This window comes from Micromonospora sp. R77 (assembly GCF_022747945.1).
In the GTDB taxonomy this organism is placed as follows: domain Bacteria; phylum Actinomycetota; class Actinomycetes; order Mycobacteriales; family Micromonosporaceae; genus Micromonospora.
Window position 1 is genome coordinate 1017702 of record NZ_JALDST010000001.1, and the last position, 21673, is coordinate 1039374.

At 73.2% G+C, this 21673-nt stretch carries 17 protein-coding genes and 4 pseudogenes; 11 read left to right on the plus strand and 10 right to left on the minus strand.

Annotated elements, in window-relative coordinates:
* Nucleotides 1-61: 61 nt before the first annotated feature.
* A complete protein-coding gene (locus MRQ36_RS04435) occupies nucleotides 62-874 on the plus strand; it encodes an SAM-dependent methyltransferase (RefSeq protein ID WP_242793020.1) in 813 nt (270 codons plus the stop codon).
* The gene (locus MRQ36_RS04440; RefSeq protein ID WP_242793022.1) at nucleotides 867-2627 is read left to right on the plus strand and encodes a bifunctional diguanylate cyclase/phosphodiesterase; all 1761 of its coding nucleotides are present in this window, start codon (nucleotides 867-869) and stop codon (nucleotides 2625-2627) included. The genes MRQ36_RS04435 and MRQ36_RS04440 overlap by 8 nt, the downstream gene beginning before the upstream one ends.
* Before the next feature lie 31 nt (nucleotides 2628-2658).
* Here the strand turns inward: MRQ36_RS04440 and MRQ36_RS04445 are convergent.
* The 4 pseudogenes from MRQ36_RS04445 to MRQ36_RS04460 all read right to left on the minus strand — a co-directional run bounded on the left by MRQ36_RS04445 (nucleotide 2659) and on the right by MRQ36_RS04460 (nucleotide 6929).
* Nucleotides 2659-3781, minus strand: a pseudogene (locus tag MRQ36_RS04445) (glycosyltransferase family 4 protein).
* Nucleotides 3778-5035: pseudogene (locus MRQ36_RS04450) on the minus strand (M48 family metallopeptidase). The pseudogenes MRQ36_RS04445 and MRQ36_RS04450 overlap by 4 nt, the downstream one beginning before the upstream one ends.
* Before the next feature lie 58 nt (nucleotides 5036-5093).
* Nucleotides 5094-5352 (minus strand): annotated as a pseudogene (locus MRQ36_RS04455) (hypothetical protein).
* 144 nt (nucleotides 5353-5496) lie between these two features.
* Nucleotides 5497-6929: pseudogene (locus MRQ36_RS04460) on the minus strand (NYN domain-containing protein).
* Between the two features lie 127 nt (nucleotides 6930-7056).
* Here MRQ36_RS04460 and MRQ36_RS04465 point away from each other — a divergent pair.
* The 5 genes from MRQ36_RS04465 (at nucleotide 7057) to MRQ36_RS04485 (ending at nucleotide 12658) form a co-directional block, all read left to right on the plus strand.
* Nucleotides 7057-8811, plus strand: a complete 1755-nt coding sequence (locus MRQ36_RS04465) for a DEDD exonuclease domain-containing protein (protein WP_242793024.1) — start codon at nucleotides 7057-7059, stop codon at nucleotides 8809-8811.
* Between the two features lie 129 nt (nucleotides 8812-8940).
* Nucleotides 8941-10731: a bifunctional (p)ppGpp synthetase/guanosine-3',5'-bis(diphosphate) 3'-pyrophosphohydrolase gene (locus MRQ36_RS04470; RefSeq protein ID WP_242800825.1), complete on the plus strand. Its 1791-nt coding sequence runs from the start codon at nucleotides 8941-8943 to the stop codon at nucleotides 10729-10731.
* A 48-nt stretch (nucleotides 10732-10779) separates the two neighbouring features.
* A complete protein-coding gene (locus MRQ36_RS04475) occupies nucleotides 10780-11319 on the plus strand; it encodes an NUDIX hydrolase (RefSeq protein WP_242793026.1) in 540 nt (179 codons plus the stop codon).
* Nucleotides 11320-11471: 152 nt separating this feature from the next.
* Nucleotides 11472-12374 (plus strand): sugar phosphate nucleotidyltransferase, encoded by a 903-nt coding sequence (locus tag MRQ36_RS04480; protein ID WP_242800827.1) that lies wholly within the window; start codon nucleotides 11472-11474, stop codon nucleotides 12372-12374.
* The gene (locus tag MRQ36_RS04485) at nucleotides 12371-12658 is read left to right on the plus strand and encodes an Lrp/AsnC family transcriptional regulator (RefSeq protein ID WP_043329379.1); all 288 of its coding nucleotides are present in this window, start codon (nucleotides 12371-12373) and stop codon (nucleotides 12656-12658) included. The genes MRQ36_RS04480 and MRQ36_RS04485 overlap by 4 nt, the downstream gene beginning before the upstream one ends.
* A gap of 89 nt (nucleotides 12659-12747) precedes the next feature.
* Here the strand turns inward: MRQ36_RS04485 and MRQ36_RS04490 are convergent, their stop codons facing one another.
* The 5 genes from MRQ36_RS04490 to MRQ36_RS04510 form a co-directional block, all read right to left on the minus strand.
* Nucleotides 12748-13416, minus strand: coding sequence for a DUF4142 domain-containing protein (locus tag MRQ36_RS04490; RefSeq protein ID WP_242793027.1), 669 nt, complete (start codon nucleotides 13414-13416; stop codon nucleotides 12748-12750).
* Between the two features lie 243 nt (nucleotides 13417-13659).
* Nucleotides 13660-15291: a cytochrome b N-terminal domain-containing protein gene (locus MRQ36_RS04495; RefSeq protein WP_242793028.1), complete on the minus strand. Its 1632-nt coding sequence runs from the start codon at nucleotides 15289-15291 to the stop codon at nucleotides 13660-13662.
* Nucleotides 15288-16376 (minus strand): ubiquinol-cytochrome c reductase iron-sulfur subunit, encoded by a 1089-nt coding sequence (locus tag MRQ36_RS04500; RefSeq protein WP_242793029.1) that lies wholly within the window; start codon nucleotides 16374-16376, stop codon nucleotides 15288-15290. Before MRQ36_RS04500 ends, MRQ36_RS04495 begins: the two co-directional genes overlap by 4 nt.
* A 67-nt stretch (nucleotides 16377-16443) precedes the next feature.
* Nucleotides 16444-17280 carry a cytochrome c gene (locus MRQ36_RS04505; protein WP_242793030.1) on the minus strand — a complete coding sequence of 279 codons (837 nt, stop codon included), beginning with the start codon at nucleotides 17278-17280 and terminating at the stop codon, nucleotides 16444-16446.
* Between the two features lie 73 nt (nucleotides 17281-17353).
* On the minus strand, nucleotides 17354-17953 hold the full coding sequence (locus MRQ36_RS04510) for a heme-copper oxidase subunit III (protein WP_242793031.1): 600 nt from the start codon (nucleotides 17951-17953) through the stop codon (nucleotides 17354-17356).
* A gap of 108 nt (nucleotides 17954-18061) precedes the next feature.
* Here MRQ36_RS04510 and MRQ36_RS04515 point away from each other — a divergent pair, with 108 nt between their 5' ends.
* The 4 genes from MRQ36_RS04515 (at nucleotide 18062) to MRQ36_RS04530 (ending at nucleotide 21148) form a co-directional block, all read left to right on the plus strand.
* On the plus strand, nucleotides 18062-19015 hold the full coding sequence (locus MRQ36_RS04515; protein WP_374249903.1) for a cytochrome c oxidase assembly protein: 954 nt from the start codon (nucleotides 18062-18064) through the stop codon (nucleotides 19013-19015).
* Nucleotides 19016-19106: 91 nt separating this feature from the next.
* On the plus strand, nucleotides 19107-19505 hold the full coding sequence (locus MRQ36_RS04520) for a hypothetical protein (protein ID WP_242793032.1): 399 nt from the start codon (nucleotides 19107-19109) through the stop codon (nucleotides 19503-19505).
* 83 nt (nucleotides 19506-19588) lie between these two features.
* Nucleotides 19589-20635 (plus strand): anthranilate phosphoribosyltransferase, encoded by a 1047-nt coding sequence (gene trpD / locus MRQ36_RS04525; protein WP_242793034.1) that lies wholly within the window; start codon nucleotides 19589-19591, stop codon nucleotides 20633-20635.
* Nucleotides 20636-20944: 309 nt separating this feature from the next.
* The gene (locus tag MRQ36_RS04530; RefSeq protein ID WP_242793036.1) at nucleotides 20945-21148 is read left to right on the plus strand and encodes a hypothetical protein; all 204 of its coding nucleotides are present in this window, start codon (nucleotides 20945-20947) and stop codon (nucleotides 21146-21148) included.
* A gap of 99 nt (nucleotides 21149-21247) precedes the next feature.
* On the opposite strand, the gene MRQ36_RS04535 is transcribed toward MRQ36_RS04530, so the two are convergent.
* Nucleotides 21248-21673, minus strand: coding sequence for a cytochrome c oxidase subunit 4 (locus MRQ36_RS04535; RefSeq protein WP_242793038.1), 426 nt, complete (start codon nucleotides 21671-21673; stop codon nucleotides 21248-21250).

Below are 21673 nucleotides of genomic sequence, written 5' to 3' on the forward strand. Positions count from 1 at the left end.
ATACCCGGATGGCCCTCGGGGCCGTGGACTTCACGCGCTGTTGACAAAAAGGGGCAGGGGCATGCAGCGGCCGGACTGGGCACCCGACACGATCGACGTCGAGCGTCCGAGCGCGGCCCGCATGTACGACTACTACCTCGGCGGCTCGCACAACTTCGCCGCCGACCGGGCGGCGGCCCGGGCCATGGTCGACGCGGTGCCCGAGGCGCCGCTGATGGCCCAGGCCAACCGGGCCTTCCTGCGCCGCGCGGTCCAGTTCCTCGCCGACGCCGGGATACGCCAGTTCCTCGACATCGGCTCCGGCATCCCCACCGTCGGCAACGTGCACGAGATCGCCCAGCGGATCGACCCGGAGTCGCGGGTGGTCTACGTCGACGTCGACCCGGTGGCGGTGGCGCACAGCCGGGAGATCCTCAGCGGCAACGACCGGGCCACCGTGCTCCAGGAGGACCTGCGCCGGCCGGAGGCGATCCTGCGGCACCCCGAGGTGACCGGACTGCTGGACTTCTCCCAGCCGGTCGCCGTGATGATCGTGGCGGTGCTGCACTTCATCCCGTACGCGGACCAGCCGGCGGAGATCCTGCGGACGCTGCGGAGGTCACTCGTGCCCGGCAGCCACCTGGTGATGTCGCAGGCCTGCGACGAGGGCCGCGTCGAGACCGGTGAGCGGGCGGAGGCAGAGCGGGTCTACCGCCGCACCGACAACCAGCTCTGGATCCGCAGCCGGGCCGAGCTGGTCGCCCTCTTCGACGGTTTCACCCTGGTGGACCCGGGCGTGGTCTGGGTGCCGCAGTGGCGTCCGGAGACCCCGGACCAGGCCGAGAACGCCGAGCAGGCGGTCTTCATGGGCGGGGTCGGGCGGCTCGATGGGTGAGCCGGCGGTCGCCGTGGCCCGCACCTGCCCCGGCGCCTTCGCCCGGGCCTGGGCGAAGGCGGTCTCCGGGACGAGTTACCTGCCGATGACCCAGGCGCAGCTCGAGGCCCTGTTGCAGCGGCTCACCGAGCGGCTGGCCGGGGCGCTCCAGGCGGAGCCGTTCGACCTGCGCACCGGTCAGCAGGTCGGCGCGGAGCTGGTCGCCGCGCACATCGCCTCCGCCGAGGGCCTCGGCCGGACCATCGAGGTCATCCAGCTCCGCCTGGTCCGCGATCTCGGGCTGGTCGCCGACGACGTCGAGGACCGGATGGCCCGGCTGCTCGCCACCGTGGCCACCGGGTACGCCCGCGCCCTGCGGGACCGGACCCTGGACGAGCAGGAGGCGATCCGGCGGGCCGCGATGGTGGCCCGGGCGCAGGCCGAGCGGGCACTGCGGGACAGCGAGGCCCGGTTCCGCCACCAGGCCACCCACGATCCGCTCACCGACCTGCCCAACCGCACGCTCTTCACCGAGCGGCTCTCCGCGGCGATCGACGGGCCGGGCCGGGCCGCCGAACGGGTCGGTGTCTGCTTCCTCGACCTGGACCGGTTCAAGGTGGTCAACGACTCCCTCGGTCACCAGGTCGGCGACTCGTTGCTGGTGTCGGTGGCGCAGCGGCTGCGCGGGGCGCTCGGCGACCACCTGGTGGCCCGGCTCGGCGGGGACGAGTTCGTCATCCTGGTCGAGCGGACCGGCTGCACCGACGACGCGGTGAAGGTCGCCGAGGCGGCGCTGGCGGCGGTGAGCGAGCCGGCCCTGGTCGACGGGCACGAGCTGACCGTCTCCGCCAGCATCGGCATCGTCGAGCGGCAGGTGGCCGGCACCTCCCCCGGCGAGCTGATGCGGGCCGCCGACAGCACCCTGCACTGGGCCAAGGCAGCCGGCGGCGCGCGCTGGTCCCTCTTCGACGCCGACCGCAACCGGCGTGAGCTGGCCCGGTACGCCCTCTCCGCGGCCATCCCGGGCGCCCTCGACCGGGGCGAGTTCTTCCTCGACTACCAGCCGCTGACGTCGCTGCGGGACGGCACGCTGCTCGGTGTGGAGGCGCTCGTCCGATGGCGCCACCCGGAGCTGGGCCTGCTCCGCCCGGACAGCTTCATCGGGCTGGCCGAGGAGACCGGGCTGATCGTCCGGCTCGGCAGCTGGGTCCTCGCCGAGGCCTGCCGCGAGGCGAGCACCTGGTCGGCGGGGCGGGACGACGCCCCCTTCGTGAGCGTCAACCTGGCCGTGCGCCAGCTGCACCGGCCGGACCTGGTGCGGGAGGTACGGGGGGTGCTGGCGCGTACCGGGCTCCCGCCCGAACGGCTCCAGCTCGAGGTCACCGAGAGCACCATGATGAGCACCGTCGAGGAGCCGGTCCGCGCGTTGCGGGTGCTCAAGGACCTCGGGGTCCGCATCGCCATCGACGACTTCGGCACCGGCTACTGCAACCTCGCGTACCTGCGGGACCTGCCGGTCACCGAGCTGAAGGTGGCCGGCGAGTTCGTGGCGGGACTGCGCGCGCCGGCCGCCGACCCGGCCAGCCGGACCGACGAGCGGATCCTCGCCTCCCTGGTCTCCCTCGCGCACGCGCTGGACCTGACGGTCACCGTCGAGGGCGTGGAGACCGCCGAACAGGCCGACCGGCTCCGGGCGATCGGTTGCGACGCCGCGCAGGGCTGGCACTTCGGCCGTCCCGCCCCCGCCGCCCACCTCTTCGCCCCCCACCCCTGACCCGGGACGGGCCGAGGCGGGGTGGGGCGGGTCAGCCGGTGAGGAGGGCGGACATCCGCTCGGCCTGGGTCTCCCAGCGCCACTCACGCTCCACCCAGGCGCGGCCGGCGGCACCGAACTGCCGGGCCAGGTCCCGGTCGGCGAGGAGGGTGGCGACCCGGTCGGCGAGTTGGGCGACGTCGCGGCCGCGGACCACGTAGCCGGTCTCGCCCTCGCGGACCGCGTCCGGTGCCCCGCCGGAGTCGCCGGCCACCACGGGCAGGCCGGTGGCGCTGGCCTCCAGGTAGACGATGCCGAGACCCTCGACGTCGAGGCCGCGGTTGCGGGTGCGGCAGGGCATCGCATAGACGTCGCCGGCCGCGTAGTGGGCGGGCAGCTCCGCCGAGGGCACCGAGCCGGTGAAGACGACGTCCCGCTCGACGCCGGTCTGCCGGGCCAGCTTCTCCAGCGTCGCCCGGTAGGGCCCGCCGCCGACGATCAGCAGGGCGGCATCGGGCGCCCGCCGGCGGATCTCCGGCAGGGCCCGGATCAGCATGTCCTGGCCCTTGCGGGGCACCAGGCGGGAGACGCAGACCACCACCGGGCGGTCGGCCAGGCCGAGCCGGAGCCGGACCGCGTCGCCGGCCACGGACGGGTGATAGGTGTCCACGTCCACGCCGGGCGCGAGCCGGTGCAGTTCGGTCACCCCGTGCAGCACGCGGGCCAGCCGGACCCGGGTGTACTCCCCGAGGTAGGTGGTGACGTCCAGACCCCGGCCGATCCGGCGCAGGGCGGCCCGGGCGCCGGGCAGCGCGGCCCAGCCGACCTCGTGGCCGTGGGTCAGCGCCACCGCCCGGCGGATCCCGGCGCGGCGGCGCAGCCGGCGCGAGCAACCCCAGCGGGGCCGCCGCGCCGAACCACACGGTGTCGCAGTCGTACGCCCGGGCGAGTCCCGCCGCCCGTCGGGCGACCAGCGGGGTGGGCAGCAGCACCCGGGTGCGTTCCCGGACCACCTCGAAGGGCTGGTCGGCGTCGAACTTGTCGGCGTCCCGCCAGCTCGACGCGTAGACCACGACCGAGCCGGGTGGCTGGCGTACGGCGAGGTTGTGCACGAACGACTGGATGCCGCCCGGGCGGGGCGGGAAGTCGTTGGTGACCAGCAGCGTGCGGCTCATCGGCCGGCCTCCCTGGCGTACGCGCGGGCGGCGGCCATCCGCTCCACGGTGGACGGGTGGGACGCGGCCCAGAGGTGTTCCCACCGGGGCGGGTCGGGGTCGGCGAGGTTCACCCCGGCCAGCCGGCGCTGCATGGCCTCGAAGGTGGCCGGGTCGCCGGTGAGGGCGAGGGCGTGCGCGTCGGCCCGCGCCTCGACCCGCCGGGAGATCAGCGCCTGGACCGGAGTGGCCACCAGCCCGGCCACGGTGACCATGGCGATGAGCAGCGGAAAGGCGCGGGGCTCGGTGACGGAGTCCACCCCGGCCAGCCGCAGCAGCGGTGCCCACGAGCCGAGCAGGTAGAGCGCCACCACGGCGAGGGCCGCGCCGAGCGCCCCGGTGAGCGTGCCGGCGAGGACGTCCCGGTCCTTGGCATGCCCCAGCTCGTGCGCGACGACGCTGGTCACCTCCTCGGGAGTGGCCTCGCGCAGCAGGGTGTCGTAGACCACCACCCGTCGGGTGGGCCCCAGCCCGGAGACGTACGCGTTGACGGCCCGGGTGCGCCGGGACGCGTCGGCGACCAGCACGTCGCGGACGGGCACCCCGTCCCGGGCGGCCATGCTGGTCAGCTCGGTGCGCAGCGGACCGGGTTCCATCGGGGTGAACTTGTTGAACACCGGCTCGACGAGGACCGGCAGCACGAACGACAGCAGCACCACCAGCCCGGCGGCACCGGCCGCGCCGAACGCCCACCACCAGCGCGGCGCGATCCGGACGACGGTGTAGAAGCCGAGCAGGACGAGCGCGCCGAGGACGGCACTGAGCGCGTACGACTTGAGCAGGTCGACCGTCCAGCCGCTCCAGCCCTGGGTGCTCAGCCCGTACCGGGTGAGCACGGTCTGCCGCCAGGCGGCGAACGGCAGGGTGAACAGGTCGGCCAGGAGCAGCACGGCCAGCCCACCGAGCACCGCCCGGGCCACCCAGTGGCCGCCGAACGGGCGGCCGGCCAGCTCGACCAGGCGGGCACCGAGCGGGGTGAGCCCGAGGGCGAGGGCGACCAGCAGACCGACGGCGAGCGCGCCGTAGCCGCCGGGGCGCAGCGCCGCGTGGAACGCGCGCCCCAGGGACACCTGGTCGACGGGGAGGTCGCGCAGCGCAGCGACTGGTCGGCGCGGGGTGCCGGCGGGCACTCCACGGGATCAGCAGCGCGAACGCCACCAGCAACGCGACGGCCAGCCCGGCCAGGGTCAGCACCGCCCAGCCGCGCGGGCTCACCGCCCCGCCCCGTCGCCGCGCCGTACCCTCGTCATGCCGCTCCTCCCGCCGTGAGCGCTCATCCTGTGCCCGGCGGGGCGCGGCGGCCCGGGTGCCCGACCGCCGGTCGAGCCGCGCGGCCCCGGCGGGGCGGGCCGGACGGCCAGCGCCGGCGGCAGCACCTCCACCTCGAAGCCGGCCCGGGCGAACACCTCGATCGCGCGGGTCTCGGCGGCACCCAGGTCGGCCGCCGGGGAGCCGGTGTCGAACAGCGCGGTCACCAGGCAGCCGGAGCAGCCGTCACCCCGGATCCCGCACCTGTCGCAGTCGATGAGCATCAACGCCTCCTGACACGTCGCGGCGGAGGCGGGCGGGACACCGTCGTCGTCACCCGACCACCGTCGGTCACCAGGACGCTATGCCAGGGGTGTGACAGAACCGGACAACGAGGCAGCAGCCACCCCGAAAACGATCACAAGCCCTCAGGAGCGGGCCAGTCGGCGCAGCAGCGAGTCTGCGCCGAGTGGGTACGCGCCGTGCCGGCGTACCCCGTCGGCGACCTCCCGGTCCGACGAGACCACCACCACCGGCCGGCCGGCCGGCTCGGCCCGGACCAGCCGGCGGATCAACTCGTCCGCGGTCTCCCCCTTGCGGGAGAAGAGCACCCGCACCCCGCGCGGCGCGGGCGGCAGCCCGTGCATCCGCTCGGCGCCGTCGAAGACCACGGTGACCTCGTCGCCGGTCTGCGCCGCGATCCCGCCCAGCCCGGTGATCAGGCGCTTGCGCTGCTGCTCCAGCGACATCTCGCCGAAGCCGCGCTTGGTCACGTTGTAGCCGTCCACGACCAGGTGGGCGCGGGGCAGCGCGAGCAGCTGGTCCAGCCGGGCCGGGTCGTCGGTGTCCCGGGCGCGGGTGGCGGTGCCGGCCGGGGTGGCCGCCGGCTGGTCGGCGAACGCGTCCGCGACGAAGTCGGCGGGCAGCTTCTCCACCGGGTCCAGGGCCAGTTCCCGGCGCAACCCCACGGCGGCCTGCCCGATGGTCTCCAGCAACAGCCAGAGCCGGGCGTCGTCGACCGAGCGGGCCTCCTTGGCGCTGGCCCGGGCGACCCCGGCCGCGGCCTCCGCCTCGGCCAGCCGGGCCCGCACCCGGCGCAGCTCCGCCTCGGTGTCGGCGGTGGCCCGCGCGGCCCGGCCCCGCTCGGTGGCGACCAGTTCGGTGGCCTTGCGCTCCCGGGCCTGGGTCTCCCGCAGCGTACGACCGAGCTGCCGGTTCTCCTCGCGCAGCTGGCCCAGCTCCTCCCGGACGCGGGCCAGCTCGTCGCGGAGCTTCTCGGCCTCCACCCGGGCCACCGCGCGGTCGTGCTCGGCCCGGGTGGCCCGCTGCTCGGCCTCGCGGACCAGCTCCGCCACCACCGCGCTGTCCGCCTCGGCGCGGACCGCGGCACCGCTGGGCCTGATCTCCCGCCAGCCCGTCGGCCGGGCCAGGTAGGCCAGGGCGGCCACCTCGACCGGGTCGGCGGCGGCGGGGCGGTCCCCGCCACCACGGCGGCGCCGAGGTCACCCGAGTCGGCCAGCACCCGCGTGGTGACCCGCTGCCGGAACAGCGGGTCGGCGGTGAGCTGGGCGGCGATCGCCGGCGCGCCGAGTCGGGCCCGGCGGTTGGGGGCGAACTTCGCCACCCGGCGCAGCGGCACCGGCAGCTCGTCGGCGGGCAGGCCGGGCAGCACCGCGGCGGTCAGCGAGACGATCCGCTGCCGGACCGGCTCGGGCAGCACCGGCTCCGCCTCGGGCACGGTCGGGTCGGTTTCGGCGGGACCCTCGCTGAGCTGGGCCGTCTCGTCCTCACCAACGTCCTGCACGCCCGCCACCTGCTCCCGTTCGGGGAGGTGGTCGTCGTACGGCTCGGTGAGGGGCATGTGGCAAGTCTCCCACCGCGAGCGGGCCCACCGCCCGGTGAGTGAGCCGATCTCTCATCCTAGACCGATGGTGACCAACGGGACCGCTGAGACGGGAGTGTCGGACCCGGTCGCTAGCGTCCCGCGGGTGGCCCAACAGGAATACCTCCAGCCGGCGCTGGCCGGGCTGGACCCCACCGTCGGCGGGGTCGATCCGGCGCTCCCGCTGTATGCGACGACCTTCGTGGTGGTCGACCTGGAGACCACCGGCGGCGCCCCCGACGGCGGCGGGATCACCGAGATCGGCGCGGTGAAGGTGCGCGGCGGTGACGAGCTGGGCGTGCTGGCCACCCTGGTGAACCCGGGGGTGCCGATCCCGCCGTTCATCACCGTGCTGACCGGCATCACCCAGGCGATGCTGGTCCCGGCACCGCCGATCGAGCAGGTGCTGCCGAGCTTCCTGGAGTTCATCTCCGACGCGGTGCTGGTGGCCCACAACGCCCCCTACGACGTCGGTTTCCTCAAGGCCGCCTGCGCGAAGCACGGCTACCGCTGGCCGAACCCCCGGGTGCTGGACACCGCGGCGCTGGCCCGCCGGGTGCTCACCCGGGACGAGGTGCCCAACCGCAAGCTGGGCACCCTGGCCGCCTACTTCCGCACCGCCACCCAGCCGACCCACCGGGCGCTCGACGACGCCAAGGCCACGGTGGACGTGCTGCACGGGCTGATCGGGCGGCTCGGCGGGCACCGGGTGGACACCGTCGGCGAGGCGATCGAGTTCGCCCGGGCGGTCACCCCCACCCAGCGGCGCAAGCGGCACCTGGCCGACGGGCTGCCGAAGGTGCCCGGGGTCTACATCTTCCGGGCCGCCGACGACCGCCCGCTCTACGTCGGCACCTCCGGCGACATCGCCACCCGGGTGCGCAGCTACTTCACCGCCGGCGAGAAGCGGGCCCGGATCTCGGAGATGCTCGCCGCCGCCGAGCGGGTGGAGGCCCTCGAGTGCGCCCACTCGCTGGAGGCCGAGGTCCGCGAGCTGCGGCTGATCGCCGCGCACGCGCCGCCGTACAACCGGCGCTCGAAATACCCGGAGCGGATGGTCTGGCTCAAGCTCACCGACGGGCCGTACCCCCGGTTGTCGGTGGTCCGCAGCCTCGCCCCCGGCGACCGGGCCTACCTCGGGCCGTTCAGCTCCCGCCGGGCGGCGGAGCTGGCCGCCGCCGGCTTCCACGACGCGGTGCCGCTGCGCCAGTGCACGCACCGGCTCTCGCTGCGCACCGTGACGCCGGCCTGCGCGCTGGCCGAACTGGGTCGCTGCCCGGCGCCCTGCGAGCACCGGATCACCCCCGAGGAGTACGACCACCGCGCCGCCGCCCCCTTCCGCACCGCGACCACCAGCGACCCGCAGGTGGTGGTGGACGCGCTGCTGGCCCGGATCGAGGTGCTCGCCGGCGACCAGCGCTACGAGGAGGCGGCGGTGGTCCGGGCCCGACTCGCCGCGGTGCTGCGCGCCACCGTCCGGATGCAGCGGCTGGCCGGGCTGACGTCCATCGCCGAGCTGGCCGCCGCCCGGCCGGCCGCCCGGGGTGGCTGGGAGCTGGCCCTGGTCCGGCACGGTCGGCTGGCCGGCGCCGGGGTCTCCCCGCCGGGTGTCCACCCACGACCGACCCTCACCCTGATCCGGTCCACCGCCGAGACGGTGCCGCCGGGCCACGGTCCGGTCCCTGCGGCCTCCGCCGAGGAGTCCGAGCGCATCCTGTCCTGGTTGGAACGACCCGAGACCCGACTGCTGGAACTCTCCTCCGGCTGGGCGTCGCCGGTGACCGGTGCGGGCCGGTTCCGGGACCTGTTGACCAAGGCCGAGCGGGGCGGTTCCCACCAACTCTCGACCGAACGCTCATGACCAAGTGTCCGATCGGACTACGTCGACTCGCTTAGGCTGTTGGAGAAGTGCAGTCCTGCCCGTTTCGTGGGCCTGCTTCCGGTCGGCCCGGCACGGGGACCGTGGAGCCGGGGTGAGGAGGTGTCCCACGTGGACGTCGACGCCGGACGCGGCGCCGCCCTGGGGGGCGCCCTGCCCACCCAGCCCGGTGAGCTGCCCCTGACCCGCCGGTTGCGCTCCCTGTTCACCTGGCCCACCACCGACACCGACCCGGTCGGCCCGCTGGTCCGCGCCCACCGGGCCGTGCACGCCAGCGCCGACGCCTCGGTGCTGCGCCGGGCGTACACGATCGCGGAGAACATGCACCGCGGTCAGTTCCGCAAGAGCGGTGAGCCGTACATCACCCACCCGCTCGCGGTCGCCGAGATCTGCGCCGACCTGGGCATGGACACCATCACCCTGGTCGCCGCGCTGCTGCACGACACCGTGGAGGACACCCGCTACACCCTGCAGGCCCTGGCCGAGGACTTCGGCCACGAGGTGGCCCACCTGGTCGACGGGGTGACCAAGTTCGACAAGGCGTTCTACGGCAAGAACGCCGAGGCGGAGACCATCCGCAAGATGATCGTGGCGGCCGGCAAGGACGTCCGGGTGCTGATCATCAAGCTGGCCGACCGGCTGCACAACATGCGCACGCTCGGCGTCCGCTCCGCCGCCTCCCGGGAGCGGATCGCCCGCAAGACCCAGGAGGTGCTGGTCCCGCTCTGCGACCGGCTCGGCATCCAGACCCTCAAGCGCGAACTGGACGACGTGGTGCTGCTGCACCTGGAGCCCGACGAGCACGCCCGGATCGCCCGGCACGTGCACGACCGGCCCGGCTGGGACGCCTATCTGGACGACGTGGTGGCCAACGCCCGGGTGGCGCTGCGGCGCAGCCGGGTCGACGCGAAGGTCTCGCCCCGGCCCCGGCACCTCTACTCGATCTGGAAGGACACCGTGGCCGGCGGCTACGCCGCCCCGTACGACCTGCCCCGGATCGCGATCGTGGTGGACGGCCCGGCCACCGACTGTTACGCCGCGCTCGGTGCGGTGCACTGTCTGTGGCGGCCGGTGCCCGGCCGGTTCAAGGACTTCATCGCCTCGCCGAAGAACAACCTCTACCGGTCGCTGCACACCACCGTCCGGGGCCCGCAGGACCGCACCGTGGAGGTGCTGATCCGGACCGAGGAGATGCACCGCGCCGCGGAGTACGGCGTCGCCGGGCACTACCGCTTCCCCCGCTCCGCCGGGCGCTCCGCCGACCGGGACGAGGAGCTGGCCTGGCTGCGCCGGGTGCTCGACTGGGAGCAGGACACCGTCGACCCGGCGCAGTTCCTGGAGTCGCTGCGCTGCGACCTGGCCGAGGCGCAGATCCAGGTGGTCGCCGACGGCCGGCAGGTCGTCCTCCCGGCCGGGGCCACCCCCGTCGACCTGGCGTACGAGTTGGGCACGGAGCGGGGTGACCACTGCCTGGCGGCCCGGATCAACGGCCGACTGGCGCCGCTCTCCTCCGAACTCGACGAGGGCGACGTGGTGGAGATCTTCACCGAGTCCGACGCGGAGAGCGGCTTCGAGGCCGACGCCGCCCCTCGGGGCCCGCGCCGGGAGTGGCTGGGCTTCGTCAAGTCCCCGCACGCCCAGAAGCAGATCAACCGCTGGTTCGCCGAGCACACCGAGCCCGGCATCTCGATCGCCGACAAGGTACGCCTCGGCCGGGCCACCATCGGTCTGGCCCTGCGCCAGCACAACCGGGGTCTGGCCAGTGACCTGCCGCTGCTGCGGCTGTCGGAGGAGCTGGGCTATCCCGACCTGGAGACGCTGCTGGTGGCGGTCTTCGACCGGGCCGTCGAGCCGGACACCGTCGTCCGTCAGCTGATCGACCTGGTCGACCACCGGCAGTAGCCGAACGCCACCCGGACGGACGGGCCGGCGCGCCACTAGCCTGGAGGCATGATCCCTCGCGCACGTGCCACCGGGCGGGCCATCGGCTACCGGTTCTTCTACCGCCTTCCCGTCCCGGTACGCCGCCGACTGGTCCGGCTGGCCGTGCCGAAGTACATCGTCGGGGCGGTCACCCTGGTCCGGGACACCGAGGCCGAAGGCGCGGGTCGCCTGCTGCTGCTGCGCCAGCCGCCGGGTCACAGCTGGACCCTCCCGGCCGGCCTGCTGCAACGGGGTGAGTCGCCGGTGGTGGGCGCGGCCCGGGAGCTGTTCGAGGAGACCGGCATCCGGCTCGACCCCGAGCGGCTCCGACCGGCGGTGCCGAACGCCGTGGTGCACGCCAAGGGCTGGGTGGACATGGTCTTCGAGGTGGAACTGCCGGCGTCGACGACCGAGCTGGAGGTCGACGGCGCGGAGGTGCTGGAGGCGGTCTGGCACCCGCTGGACGACCTGCCCCGGTTGGCCCGGGCCACCGCCGGGCTGCTCGGCCGCTACGGCATCGGCCCGCAGGCCGGGCAGGTCCCGCCGACCACCCCGCCGGGAGCGTGACCGACCCTCGGCCGGTCCCCGGCCGCACCGCCACCGGCCGGACAGGATCGAGCGGGACCACCGGACCGGGCGGAGCCACGAGCGCGGGCGGGACCGCCGGACCGGACGGGAGCACGGGACCGGGCTGGCGTACCGCGGTGGAGGTGTGTGCGGTGGTGCTCGCCGCGGGCGAGGGCACCCGGCTGCGACCGTTGACCGCGCGGCTGCCCAAGGCGCTCTGCCCGGTCGGCAACGTGCCGCTGCTCGACCGGGCCCTGGACCGGCTGGCCGGACTCGGGCTCACCGGTCCGGAGCGGGTCGCGGTGAACGCGTGCTATCTGGGCGAGCAGGTGGTGGCGCACGTCGGGCCCCGGGCCCACCTGTCGGTCGAGCCGGGCGACCCGCTGGGCACCGCCGGCGGCCTGGGCAACCTGCGGGACTGGATCGCCGGCCGGGGCGTGCTGGTCGGCAACGCCGACGCCTACCTGGCCGACCCGCAGGCCCCGCCCGGCCCCGACATCGCCGCGCTGCTGGACGGGTGGGACGGGCGGAGCGTACGCCTGCTCGGGCAACCGGCCGACGACCCGGCCGCGCCCGGCACCTTCGCCGGCCACCGGTTCGTCGGGTTCTCGCTGCTGCCGTGGCGGCTGGTCCGGGACCTGCCGGCGACCTTCGGCGACCTGGTCCGGGCGGTGTGGCGGCCGGCCGAGGCGGCCGGCGCGCTGGCGGTGGTCGGCTATCCCGGCACCTTCTACGACACCGGCACGCCGGCCGACTACCTGGCGGCGAACCTGCACGCCGCGGGCGCCGGCAGCCTGGTCGAGGCGTCGGCGACGGTCACCGGTCGGATCCGCCGGTCGGTGGTCGGGGCGGGTGCGACGGTGGCCGGCGAGGTGACCCGGACGGTGGTCTGGCCGGGCGCCACGGTGGGCCCCGGCGAGCGGCTCACCGACGCCGTCCGGGCCGGGGTCGACCTGACCGTGCCGGCCCGGCCGGATCGACGAGCCGGGGACGGCGTGACCGCGACAACCTCTAGCATGAGCGACGACGCCGACGAACGGAGAAATGTCCCGTGATCACCGCGATCGTGCTGATCGACTGCGCCACCGACTCCATCCCCGAGGTGGCCGAGACCCTGGCCAACCTCCCCGGCGTCAGCGAGGTCTACTCGGTCGCCGGGCACGTCGACCTGATCGCCATGGTCCGGGTCCGCGAGTTCGAGCAGATCGCCCAGGTCATCGCCGGCAGCATCTCCAAGGTGCCGGGGGTGCTGAACACCGAGTCGCACATCGCCTTCCGGGCCTACTCCCAGCACGACCTGGAGGAGGCCTTCGCCATCGGGCTGGCCAGCGCCGACTGACCCGGCTCTACCCGCCGACTGACCCGGCCGTACGCGCCGGTGGCCGGCCCGCCCGGGAGGGCGGACCGGCCACCGCCGGTGTGCCGACGTCAGCTCTGGCTCGGGGCCGGCGTCTCCGTGGTGCCCGGGGCCGGCGACTCGGTGCCGCCCGGAGCCGGGGACTCGGTGCCACCCGGGGCCGGCGTCGTGCTGCCGCCCGGGGCGGGCGTACCGCTGGCGCTGGTCTGCGGGACCGGGACGCCCAGGGTCTGGGCGAGGGCCACCAGCGCGTCGTAGTGCGCCTGGAGCACCGGCAGGGCGTCCTGCGCCAGCTGGATCACCGACTGCTCGGAACCCTGCGAGATCTCGGTCTGGGTGGCCTGGATGGCCTGCACGTGACCGGCCAACTCGGCGGTCACCCACGCCTTGTCGAACTCGGCGCCGCTGAGCTTGTTCAGCTTGTCGATCACCTTCTGCTGGTCGGCGGTTGGCTGCTTCGGCAGCTGCACGTTCAGCTGCTGAGCGGTGCTCTGCACCGACTGGTCCAGCTGGGTGTGGTCGGTCACGAACTGCTTACCCAGCTCCTTGACCTGCTGGTTCTGGCCCTTCTGCTGGGCCAGGTTGCCGCTGACGATCTCCGCCAGGTTCACCTGGTGCACCGCCTGCAGGTACTGGGTGTCCTGCGTCGACGGCTGGGCCGCCGCCTGCGCGGCCGCAGCCGGCGCCAGCCCGACGAGCACGAGCGCCGCCAGCAGACCCAGGCGTTTGATTCCCAACATGCTTTCCCCCCCTTGAGACGTTGGACCGCACGGATACCCGGCTGACCGGGGTTATTCCTGCGATTCCACCCGTCCGGGGGGACGGACCGGCAGGTCGACCGGGACGGCGCACCCGTCCGCCGGGTGCCGCGTCCCGTCTCGTACCGGGCGCGCGGGTCGTCCGCCGACAGCACCGGCGTACGGAAAAGGCCGTGGCGCCCGCCGGAGATCCGACGGGCGCCACGGTCAGGTGTTCCGGGTCGGTCAGCGGCGGCTCTCGCCGCTGACGATCTCCTCCCGCTCCGGGCGGGGCTCGACCGGCGGGTGCCCCGGCGAGACCGGCGCCTCGGCCGGCCGTTCGATCGGGTAGAAGAAGCCCCGGATGGCGGGCCCGAGGGCACCGAGCCGGTTCATCTTCTTCGGTACGACCCAGCCGACGTAGTCCAGCGCCGGGGCGTGCCCGTCGTGCCCGTCGGCCGCGCTGAGCGGCTGGTGGACCTCGACGAACCGGCCGTCCGGCAGCCGCTTGATGATGCCGGTCTCCACGCCGTGGGCCAGCACCTCACGGTCGTGCTGCTGCAGACCGAGGCAGAGGCGGTAGGCCACGTAGTAGGCCAGCGGCGGGACGACCAGCAGGCCGACCCGACCCGCCCAGGTCATCGCGTTGAGGCTGATGTGGAACTTGTCGGCGATCACGTCGTTGCCGCCGGAGAGGGTCAGCACGATGTAGAAGGCCACCGCCATGGCACCGACCGCGGTCCGGGCCGGTACGTCCCGGGGCCGCTGGAGCAGGTTGTGGTGCCGGTAGTCCTTGAGGCGACGGGCCTCCAGGAACGGGTAGAACAGGGAGAGCCCGACCAGGATGCCCGGCAGCACGACCGTCGGCCAGAACAGCGGCGGGATGACGTACCCGTCGCCGATCGGGATGTCGATCTGCCACGCCGGCATGAGTCGGGTCGAGCCGTCGAGGAACATGACGTACCAGTCGGGCTGGCTGGCGGCCGAGACCACCCACGCCTCGTACGGGCCGAAGTACCAGATCGGGTTGATCTGGAAGAGGCCACCCATCAGCGCGATCACGCCGAAGACGACCATGAAGAAGCCGCCCTGCTTGAGCGCGTAGCGCGGGAACATCCGCTCGCCGACCACGTTCTCGTTGGTCCGGCCGGGGCCGGGCCACTGGGTGTGCTTCTGCTTGAAGACCAGGCCCAGGTGGGCGCTGATCAGCGCCACGAGCAGGCCCGGGATGAGCAGCACGTGGGCGATGAAGAAGCGGCTGATGATGATCTCGCCGGGGAACTCCCCGCCGAAGATCGACGAGGTGACCCAGGAGCCGATCACCGGGATGGAGAGCATGATGCCGGAGGCGATCCGCAGGCCGGTGCCGGAGAGGCCGTCGTCCGGGAGCGAGTAGCCGGTGAAGCCGGCGAGGAAGCCGACCCAGAACAGCAGCGAGCCGATGATCCAGTTCGTCTCCCGCGGCTTGCGGAACGCGCCGGTGAAGAAGACCCGGAGCATGTGCACCACGATCGCGGCCATGAACAGCAGCGCCGCCCAGTGGTGCATCTGCCGCATGATCAGACCACCCCGGACGTCGAACGACAGGTCCAGGCTGGAGGCGTACGCGGCCGACATCGGCGTGCCCCGCAGCGGGGCATAGCTGCCGTTGTAGACGACCTCGGTCATCGCCGGCTCGTAGAAGAAGGTCAGGAAGACACCGGTCAGCAGCAGCACGACGAACGAGAAGAGCGCGATCTCGCCGAGCAGGAAGGACCAGTGGTCAGGGAAGACCTTGTTGAGCAGCTTGCGCAGCGGGGTGGCCACCTGGAAGCGGTCGTCCACCGCTCCGGCGGTCTTGGCCGGCACCGCTGCTACGTCGAACTTTCGGCGCTTCATGGCCGCTCCCAGAAGTCGGGACCGATGGTTTCGGTGTAGTCGGACTTCGCGACGAAGAAGCCCTCTTCGTCCACCTCGATCGGCAGCTGCGGGAGCCGCCGGCTCGCCGGTCCGAAGACCGGGCGCGCGTTGTCGGTGATGAGGAACTGCGACTGGTGACACGGGCAGAGCAGCCGGTTGGTCTGCTGCTCGTAAAGACTAGCCGGGCAGCCCGCGTGGGTGCAGATCTTGGAGAACGCCGCGTAGTTGCCCCACATGTAGTCACCGTGGCCGACCCGGGAGTTGGCCTCCCGGGACGCCTGCGCGTCGTCCTCGCGCAGGTGGATCAGGAGCGTCGGGGAGTCGGCGTGCTTGTTGCTCACGCCCTCCTCGATCCCGGGGAAGACGGTGAGCTGGCCGCCCGCGCTGACGTCCGCCGGACGGATCGGTCGGCCGTCCTCGCGGACCAGCCGGATCCGCTCGCCGCCCTCGGCGGGCGCGAAGCCGGTGGTGAACATCTGGTTGTTCTTGTGCGGGTCGGAGATCAGGCCACCGACCAGCGGGGCCGCGGCCACCGCGCCGACCGGCGCGAGACCGGCCAGCAGCGAGATGCCGAGCAGCGGCCGGCGCCGGACGCCCATCTCGTCGGCGAGGAAGAGCATCGTCTCGCCGGTGATCTTGCGGTCCTCGGGCGAACCGGGCTGGTCGTGCCGGTCCTGGATCGAGACCTCCTTGGGCAGCAGCTTCTTGCCCCAGGTGAGGATGCCGAAGCCGATGCCCAGCAGCGCCAGGCCGAGGGTCAGGCCGAGCAGCGGGGTGTAGTACTTGTCGCCACCCCGGCCGGCCTCCCACTTCCACGGCCACCAGATGTAGACCACCAGGAACGCGGTCGCGGCCAGGCCGGTCAGCAGGAACATCGCGGCGACCAGCCGGGTGATCCGGCGCTCCGCCTTGGTGCCCGGGACGACCTGCGGCTCGTAGTGGACGATCTCGATGTCGTCCCGCCGCGCGCCCTCCTGCATGATCTCGAACCGGGAGAGCCGGGGGTCGTTCACGTCGAGCGGCTCCCGGCCCTGCTGGGCCTGGTGCTCGGTGTGCGTGCTCATGCCGTCACCTCGCTACGGGCGGTGCCGGCGGCCGGCACCACAGCACTGAAACCAATGATCCGTCCGGTCACGACTTGCCCGCAATCCACAGGCTCGCGAAGACCAGCGCCACGATGCCGACCAGGAAGATCGCCAGACCCTCGGTCGACGGGCCGTACCGGCCCAGGTTGAAACCACCCTGGTCCTGGGTGTTCTTCAGGTTCTCCTGGATGTAGGCGATGATCTCCGCCTTCTGCTCCGGCCGCAGCTGGTTGTCGCCGAAGACCGGCATGTTCTGCGGGCCGCTCAGCATGGCGGCGTAGATCTGCCGGTCGCTCGCCGGGCGCAGGCTCGGGGCGTACTTGCCGGAGGAGAGGGCGCCGCCGCCACCGCCGAAGGCGTGGCACTGCGAGCAGTTGATCCGGAACAGCTCACCACCGGCGGAGACGTTCGCGCCCTGGTGCAGGTCGTTGCCCGCGGGGACCTGCGGGCCGCCGCCGAGCTCCTGGATGTACTGACCGAGCTGACGCACCTGCTCGTCGGTGAACTGCGGCGGCTTCCGCATGGCCTGGGCTTCCTGCCGGGCCATCGGCATCCGGCCGCTGCCCACCTGGAACTCGACCGAGGCGGAGCCGACGCCGATCAGGCTCGGGCCGCGCCCCTCGATGCCCTGGGCGTTGCGACCGTGACAGGTCACACAGCTCACGTCGAACAGCGCCTTGCCCTCACCGGCGGCGGCGCTCAGCGGCGGGTTGTCCTGCGCCTGCGCGCCGGGGGCGAAGACGGTGTAGGCGCCACCGGCCAGCATCAGCGCGGCGAACAGCCGGACCGCGGCGCCCAGCCGGCGGCGGCCCCTGCTGCGCGCCACGGGCCGCCCGCGCAACAGCGCGAGCAGACCGCGTCGGCGGTCGTTGTCAGAAGTCATGACCTGTGTCCTTAACCGGGTTGGACCTTGTCTCAGGGGACGGAGCAGCGGCGCTGTTCGTGACGCGCCAAGATCACTGAAGCCAGTAGATCATGGCGTAGAGCCCGATCCACACGACGTCGACGAAGTGCCAGTAGTAGGACACGACGATGGCCGACGTGGCCTGCGCCGGGGTGAACCGGCCCATGGTTGTGCGGATCATGAAGATGATGAACGCGATGAGACCGCCGGTCACGTGCAGACCGTGGAAGCCGGTGGTCAGGTAGAACATCGACCCGTACCCGTCTTCGTTGATCTTGACGCCCTCGTGCACCAGGTTGCGGTACTCGTTCGCCTGACCGAGCACGAAGATCAGACCCATCACGAAGGTGATCGTGAACCAACGCCGCAGGGCGTGGACGTCGCCCTTCTCGGCCGCGAAGACACCGAGCTGGCAGGTCACCGAGGACAACACCAGGATCACCGTGAAGGTGGTCGCGTAGGGGATGTTGAGAACCTCGGTGTGCTTCTCCCACTGCTCCGGCGCCGCCGCGCGGATCGAGAAGTACATCGCGAACAGCGCCGCGAAGAACATGAGTTCGCTGGAGAGCCACACGATCGTCCCGACGCTGACCATGTTGGGACGCGTCAGGGAGTGGATCCGGCTCTTGTCAATGGCTGGGGCCGCAGTCACGCGGTCATTATTGCCCTTGACCGGGGCCGGCGATCAGCGGGGTGGCAAACCAGCGCCCTTCGTGGCCCGATCGGGGTGGTCCGGTTCGCCTGGCATACGCTGAAAAGCGTGCTGCACGTCGATCCGATCTTCGCCGCGACCTCGGCCGCGCCGCCGAGTCTGGCGGCGGCAGGCGAGGCGCTCCCGCCCCCCTTCACCCTGGCCCGGGTGTTCACCGAGACCCGGCTGGACAGCTGGCTCGCCCTCGGGCTCGTCGTGGCCGCCGGCCTCTACCTGTACGGCGTGCACCGGCTGCGCCTGCGCGGGGACCACTGGCCGGTGCTGCGCACGGTCAGCTTCCTCGGCCCCGGTCTGGGCGGTGTCGCGGCGGTCACGGTCAGCGGGCTGGGCGCGTACGACACCGTGCTGCTGTCGGTGCACATGGTCCAGCACATGGTGCTGTCGATGATCGCGCCGATCTTCCTGGCGCTGGGTGCCCCGGTGACCCTCGCCCTGCGTACCCTGCCGGCCCGGGGGCGGCGGCGGCTGCTGGCGGTCGTGCACAGCCGGATCGCGCGGATCTACAGCTTCCCGCTGGTGGCGTTCGCCATCTTCGTGGTGAACCCGTTCGCGCTCTACTTCACCGACCTCTACCACTTCACGCTGCAGCACGAGTGGGCGCACGAACTGGTGCACGCGCACTTCATCATGACCGGCTGCGTGTTCTTCTGGCCGCTGGTCGGCCTGGACCCGCTGCCCGGCCGCTGGCCGTACCCGGCCCGGGCCCTGCTGATGGTGCTCTCCGTGCCGTTCCACACCGTGCTCGGTCTCACCATCATGCAGAGCACCACGCTCTTCGGCGGCGACTGGTACCCGGCACTGAACCTGACCTGGTCCGACCCGTGGAACGACCAGAAGGTCGCCGGCGGCGTCCTGTGGGCCGGCGGCGAGTTCGTCAGCGTCACCATGCTGGCCGTGCTGGTGCTGCAGTGGATCAAGCAGTCGGAGCGCGAGGCCCGCCGGACGGACCGCGAGCTGGACCGCCAGGAGGCCCGCCAGCGCGCCGCGGAATCACCCGCCTGAGCCCACCGCCGGGGTACGCGGGGCGGCTCATCCCGCGGAATGTGATGCCCGCTACGATCAGCGGGCAGCTACGAAGGTGGGAGTCAAGCCAGTGAGCGATCGTCTGTGCACCGTCCTGCTCTACAGCGACGACCCGCAGGTCCGGGACCGGATGCGGCTGGCCGTCGGCACCCGACCGGCGCCCGGCCTGGAGATCGAGTTCGTCGAGGCCGCCGACTACGCCGAGTGCGTCCGCCTGGTCGACGACTACGAGATCGACCTGCTCCTGCTCGACGGTGAGGCCTCCCCGGGCGGCGGCCTCGGCATCGCCCGGCAGATCAAGGACGACCGCGCCGACGCCCCACCCACCTGCCTGGTGATCGCCCGGGCGGCGGACCGCTGGCTGGCCGCGTACGCCCAAGTCGACGCCACCCTGATGCACCCGCTCGACCCGGTGACGACCGGCACCACCGTCGCCGAGGTGCTCCGGCGTACGCCCGCCGCCGCCTGACCCGTCTCCCCCGGCGCCACGGCATCGCCGCCGTGGCGCCGCCGCCGTTCCACATCCCCATCCGCACGCTCGGGAGGCCCACCATGGGCGAACGGACCTGGCCGCTGCTGCTCAACGCGCTGCTGCGTGGCGACGAACTCTCCACCGCCGACACGGCGTGGGCGATGGACGAGATCATGACCGGCGCGGCCAGCCCGGCGCAGGTGGCCGCCTTCGCGGTGGCGCTGCGCGCCAAGGGCGAGACGCCGGCCGAACTGGCCGGCCTGGTCGAGGCGATGCTCGGCCGGTCGGTCGAGGTGCAGCTGCCCGAGGAGCTGCGCCGCACCGCGCTGGACGTGGTCGGCACCGGCGGTGACCTCGCCCACACGGTGAACATCTCCACCATGACCGCCCTCGTGGTGGCCGGTGCCGGGGTCCGCGTCGTGAAGCACGGCAACCGGGCCGCCTCCTCCCTCTGCGGCACCGCCGACCTGCTCGAACACTTCGGCATCCCGCTGGACCTGGGCCCCGAGCAGGTGGCCCGCTGCGTCGCGGAGGCCGGCATCGGTTTCTGCTTCGCCGCCCGGTTCCACCCGGGAATGCGGCACGCCGGCCCGGTCCGCCGGGAGATCGGGGTGCCCACCGCGTTCAACTTCCTCGGTCCGCTCACCAATCCCGCCCGCCCCCGGGCCGGCGCGGTCGGCTGCTTCGACCTGCGGATGGCCCCGGTGATGGCCGCCGTCTTCGCCGCCCGCGGCGACTCGGTGATCGTGCTGCGCGGCGAGGACGGGCTCGACGAGTTCACCACGGCGGCACCGACCCGGGTCTGGGTGGCGCAGCAGGGCACCGTGAGAGAGGCCCTGCTGGACGCGGCCGACCTCGGGGTACCCCGGGCCACCCTGGCCGACCTGCGGGGCGGGGACGCGGCGTACAACGCCGGGGTGGCCCGCCGGCTGCTGGCCGGTGAGCCCGGTCCGGTCCGGGACGCCGTGCTGATCAACGCCGCCGCCGCGCTGGCCACCCAGGGCCCCCTCGACGGCGACCTGCCCGAGGCGCTGCGGGCCGGGATGACCCGGGCCGCCGAGTCCATCGACTCCGGAGCCGCCGCCCGCACCCTCGACCGCTGGCTCCAGGTCGCCACCTCCCTCTGACCCCCACCCCCTCGCCCCCCTCGCCCGCCTCGCCCCCGCCTCGCGCGCCGATCATGGACTGGTGGTGCCCGGAACGCGTACTTCGCGAAATAGGTGAGGGGCCACAACTTCATGATCGACCGGCTGGTCAGGGGCGACGGTGGTGGGGCCGGGCGTGATTGTCGGGGGTGGCTGGTAGCAAGGCGGTGACCGTGGTGGGGGCGGTCCGGGAGTGTCGGACCGGCGTGCCAAACTACACGGGAGTAATTTCCGTTTTCCGCCGATGGCGGCCCTGCCCGTCGGCGGGCACCGGAGCGAGAGGAGACGCCCGTGTCGGACCGCGAGCTCTACTGCGACACCTGCGAGGGCGTTCAGCTGTTCGAGGTTCCGCCCTGCGTCGACGACCACGGCGTCGACTGCCCCGAGCTGGTCTGCACCGGGTGCGGCGCGGCGGTGCTGATCGCCACCTTCGCCTTCCGCGCCCCGCGCCTGGCCCGCCGCAGCCGGCCGTCGACCCACCGCCGCGCCGCCTGAGGCAGCGCCCGCGCGCCACCGGCCACCACCGCGCAGTCTGATCCACCGCACGACGAAGGCCCGCCTCCCCCAGGGATGCGGGCCTCCGTCAGGTGGGGCTCAGTGCTCGGCGGTGCGCCGGGTGCCGCTGTAGTACTCGAAGAGCAGGCCGCAGGCGGCGAAGATGACCGCGACCAGGCCGAGGCCCAGCAGCCAGAACTGCCAGTACACCAGGCCGAGGCCGGCGAGCGCGGCGGAGAGCGCCAGGCCGAACGGCCAGTAGCTGCCCGGGCTGAAGAAGCCGATCTCGCCGGCGCCGTCGGCGATCTCACCGTCCGCCCGGTCCTCCGGGCGGAGGTCGATCCGGCGGGACACGAACCAGAAGAAGCCGCCGCACATCGAGCAGAGCAGGAACGACAGCAGCAGGGCCACCGTGCCGACCCACTCGACCCGGCCGGACTCACCCGCGGTCCAGGTGCCGTAGAGGATCGTCGCGCCCAGCAGGAAGGTCGCGATGATCAGGAAGATTCGCCACTCGGTCTTCAT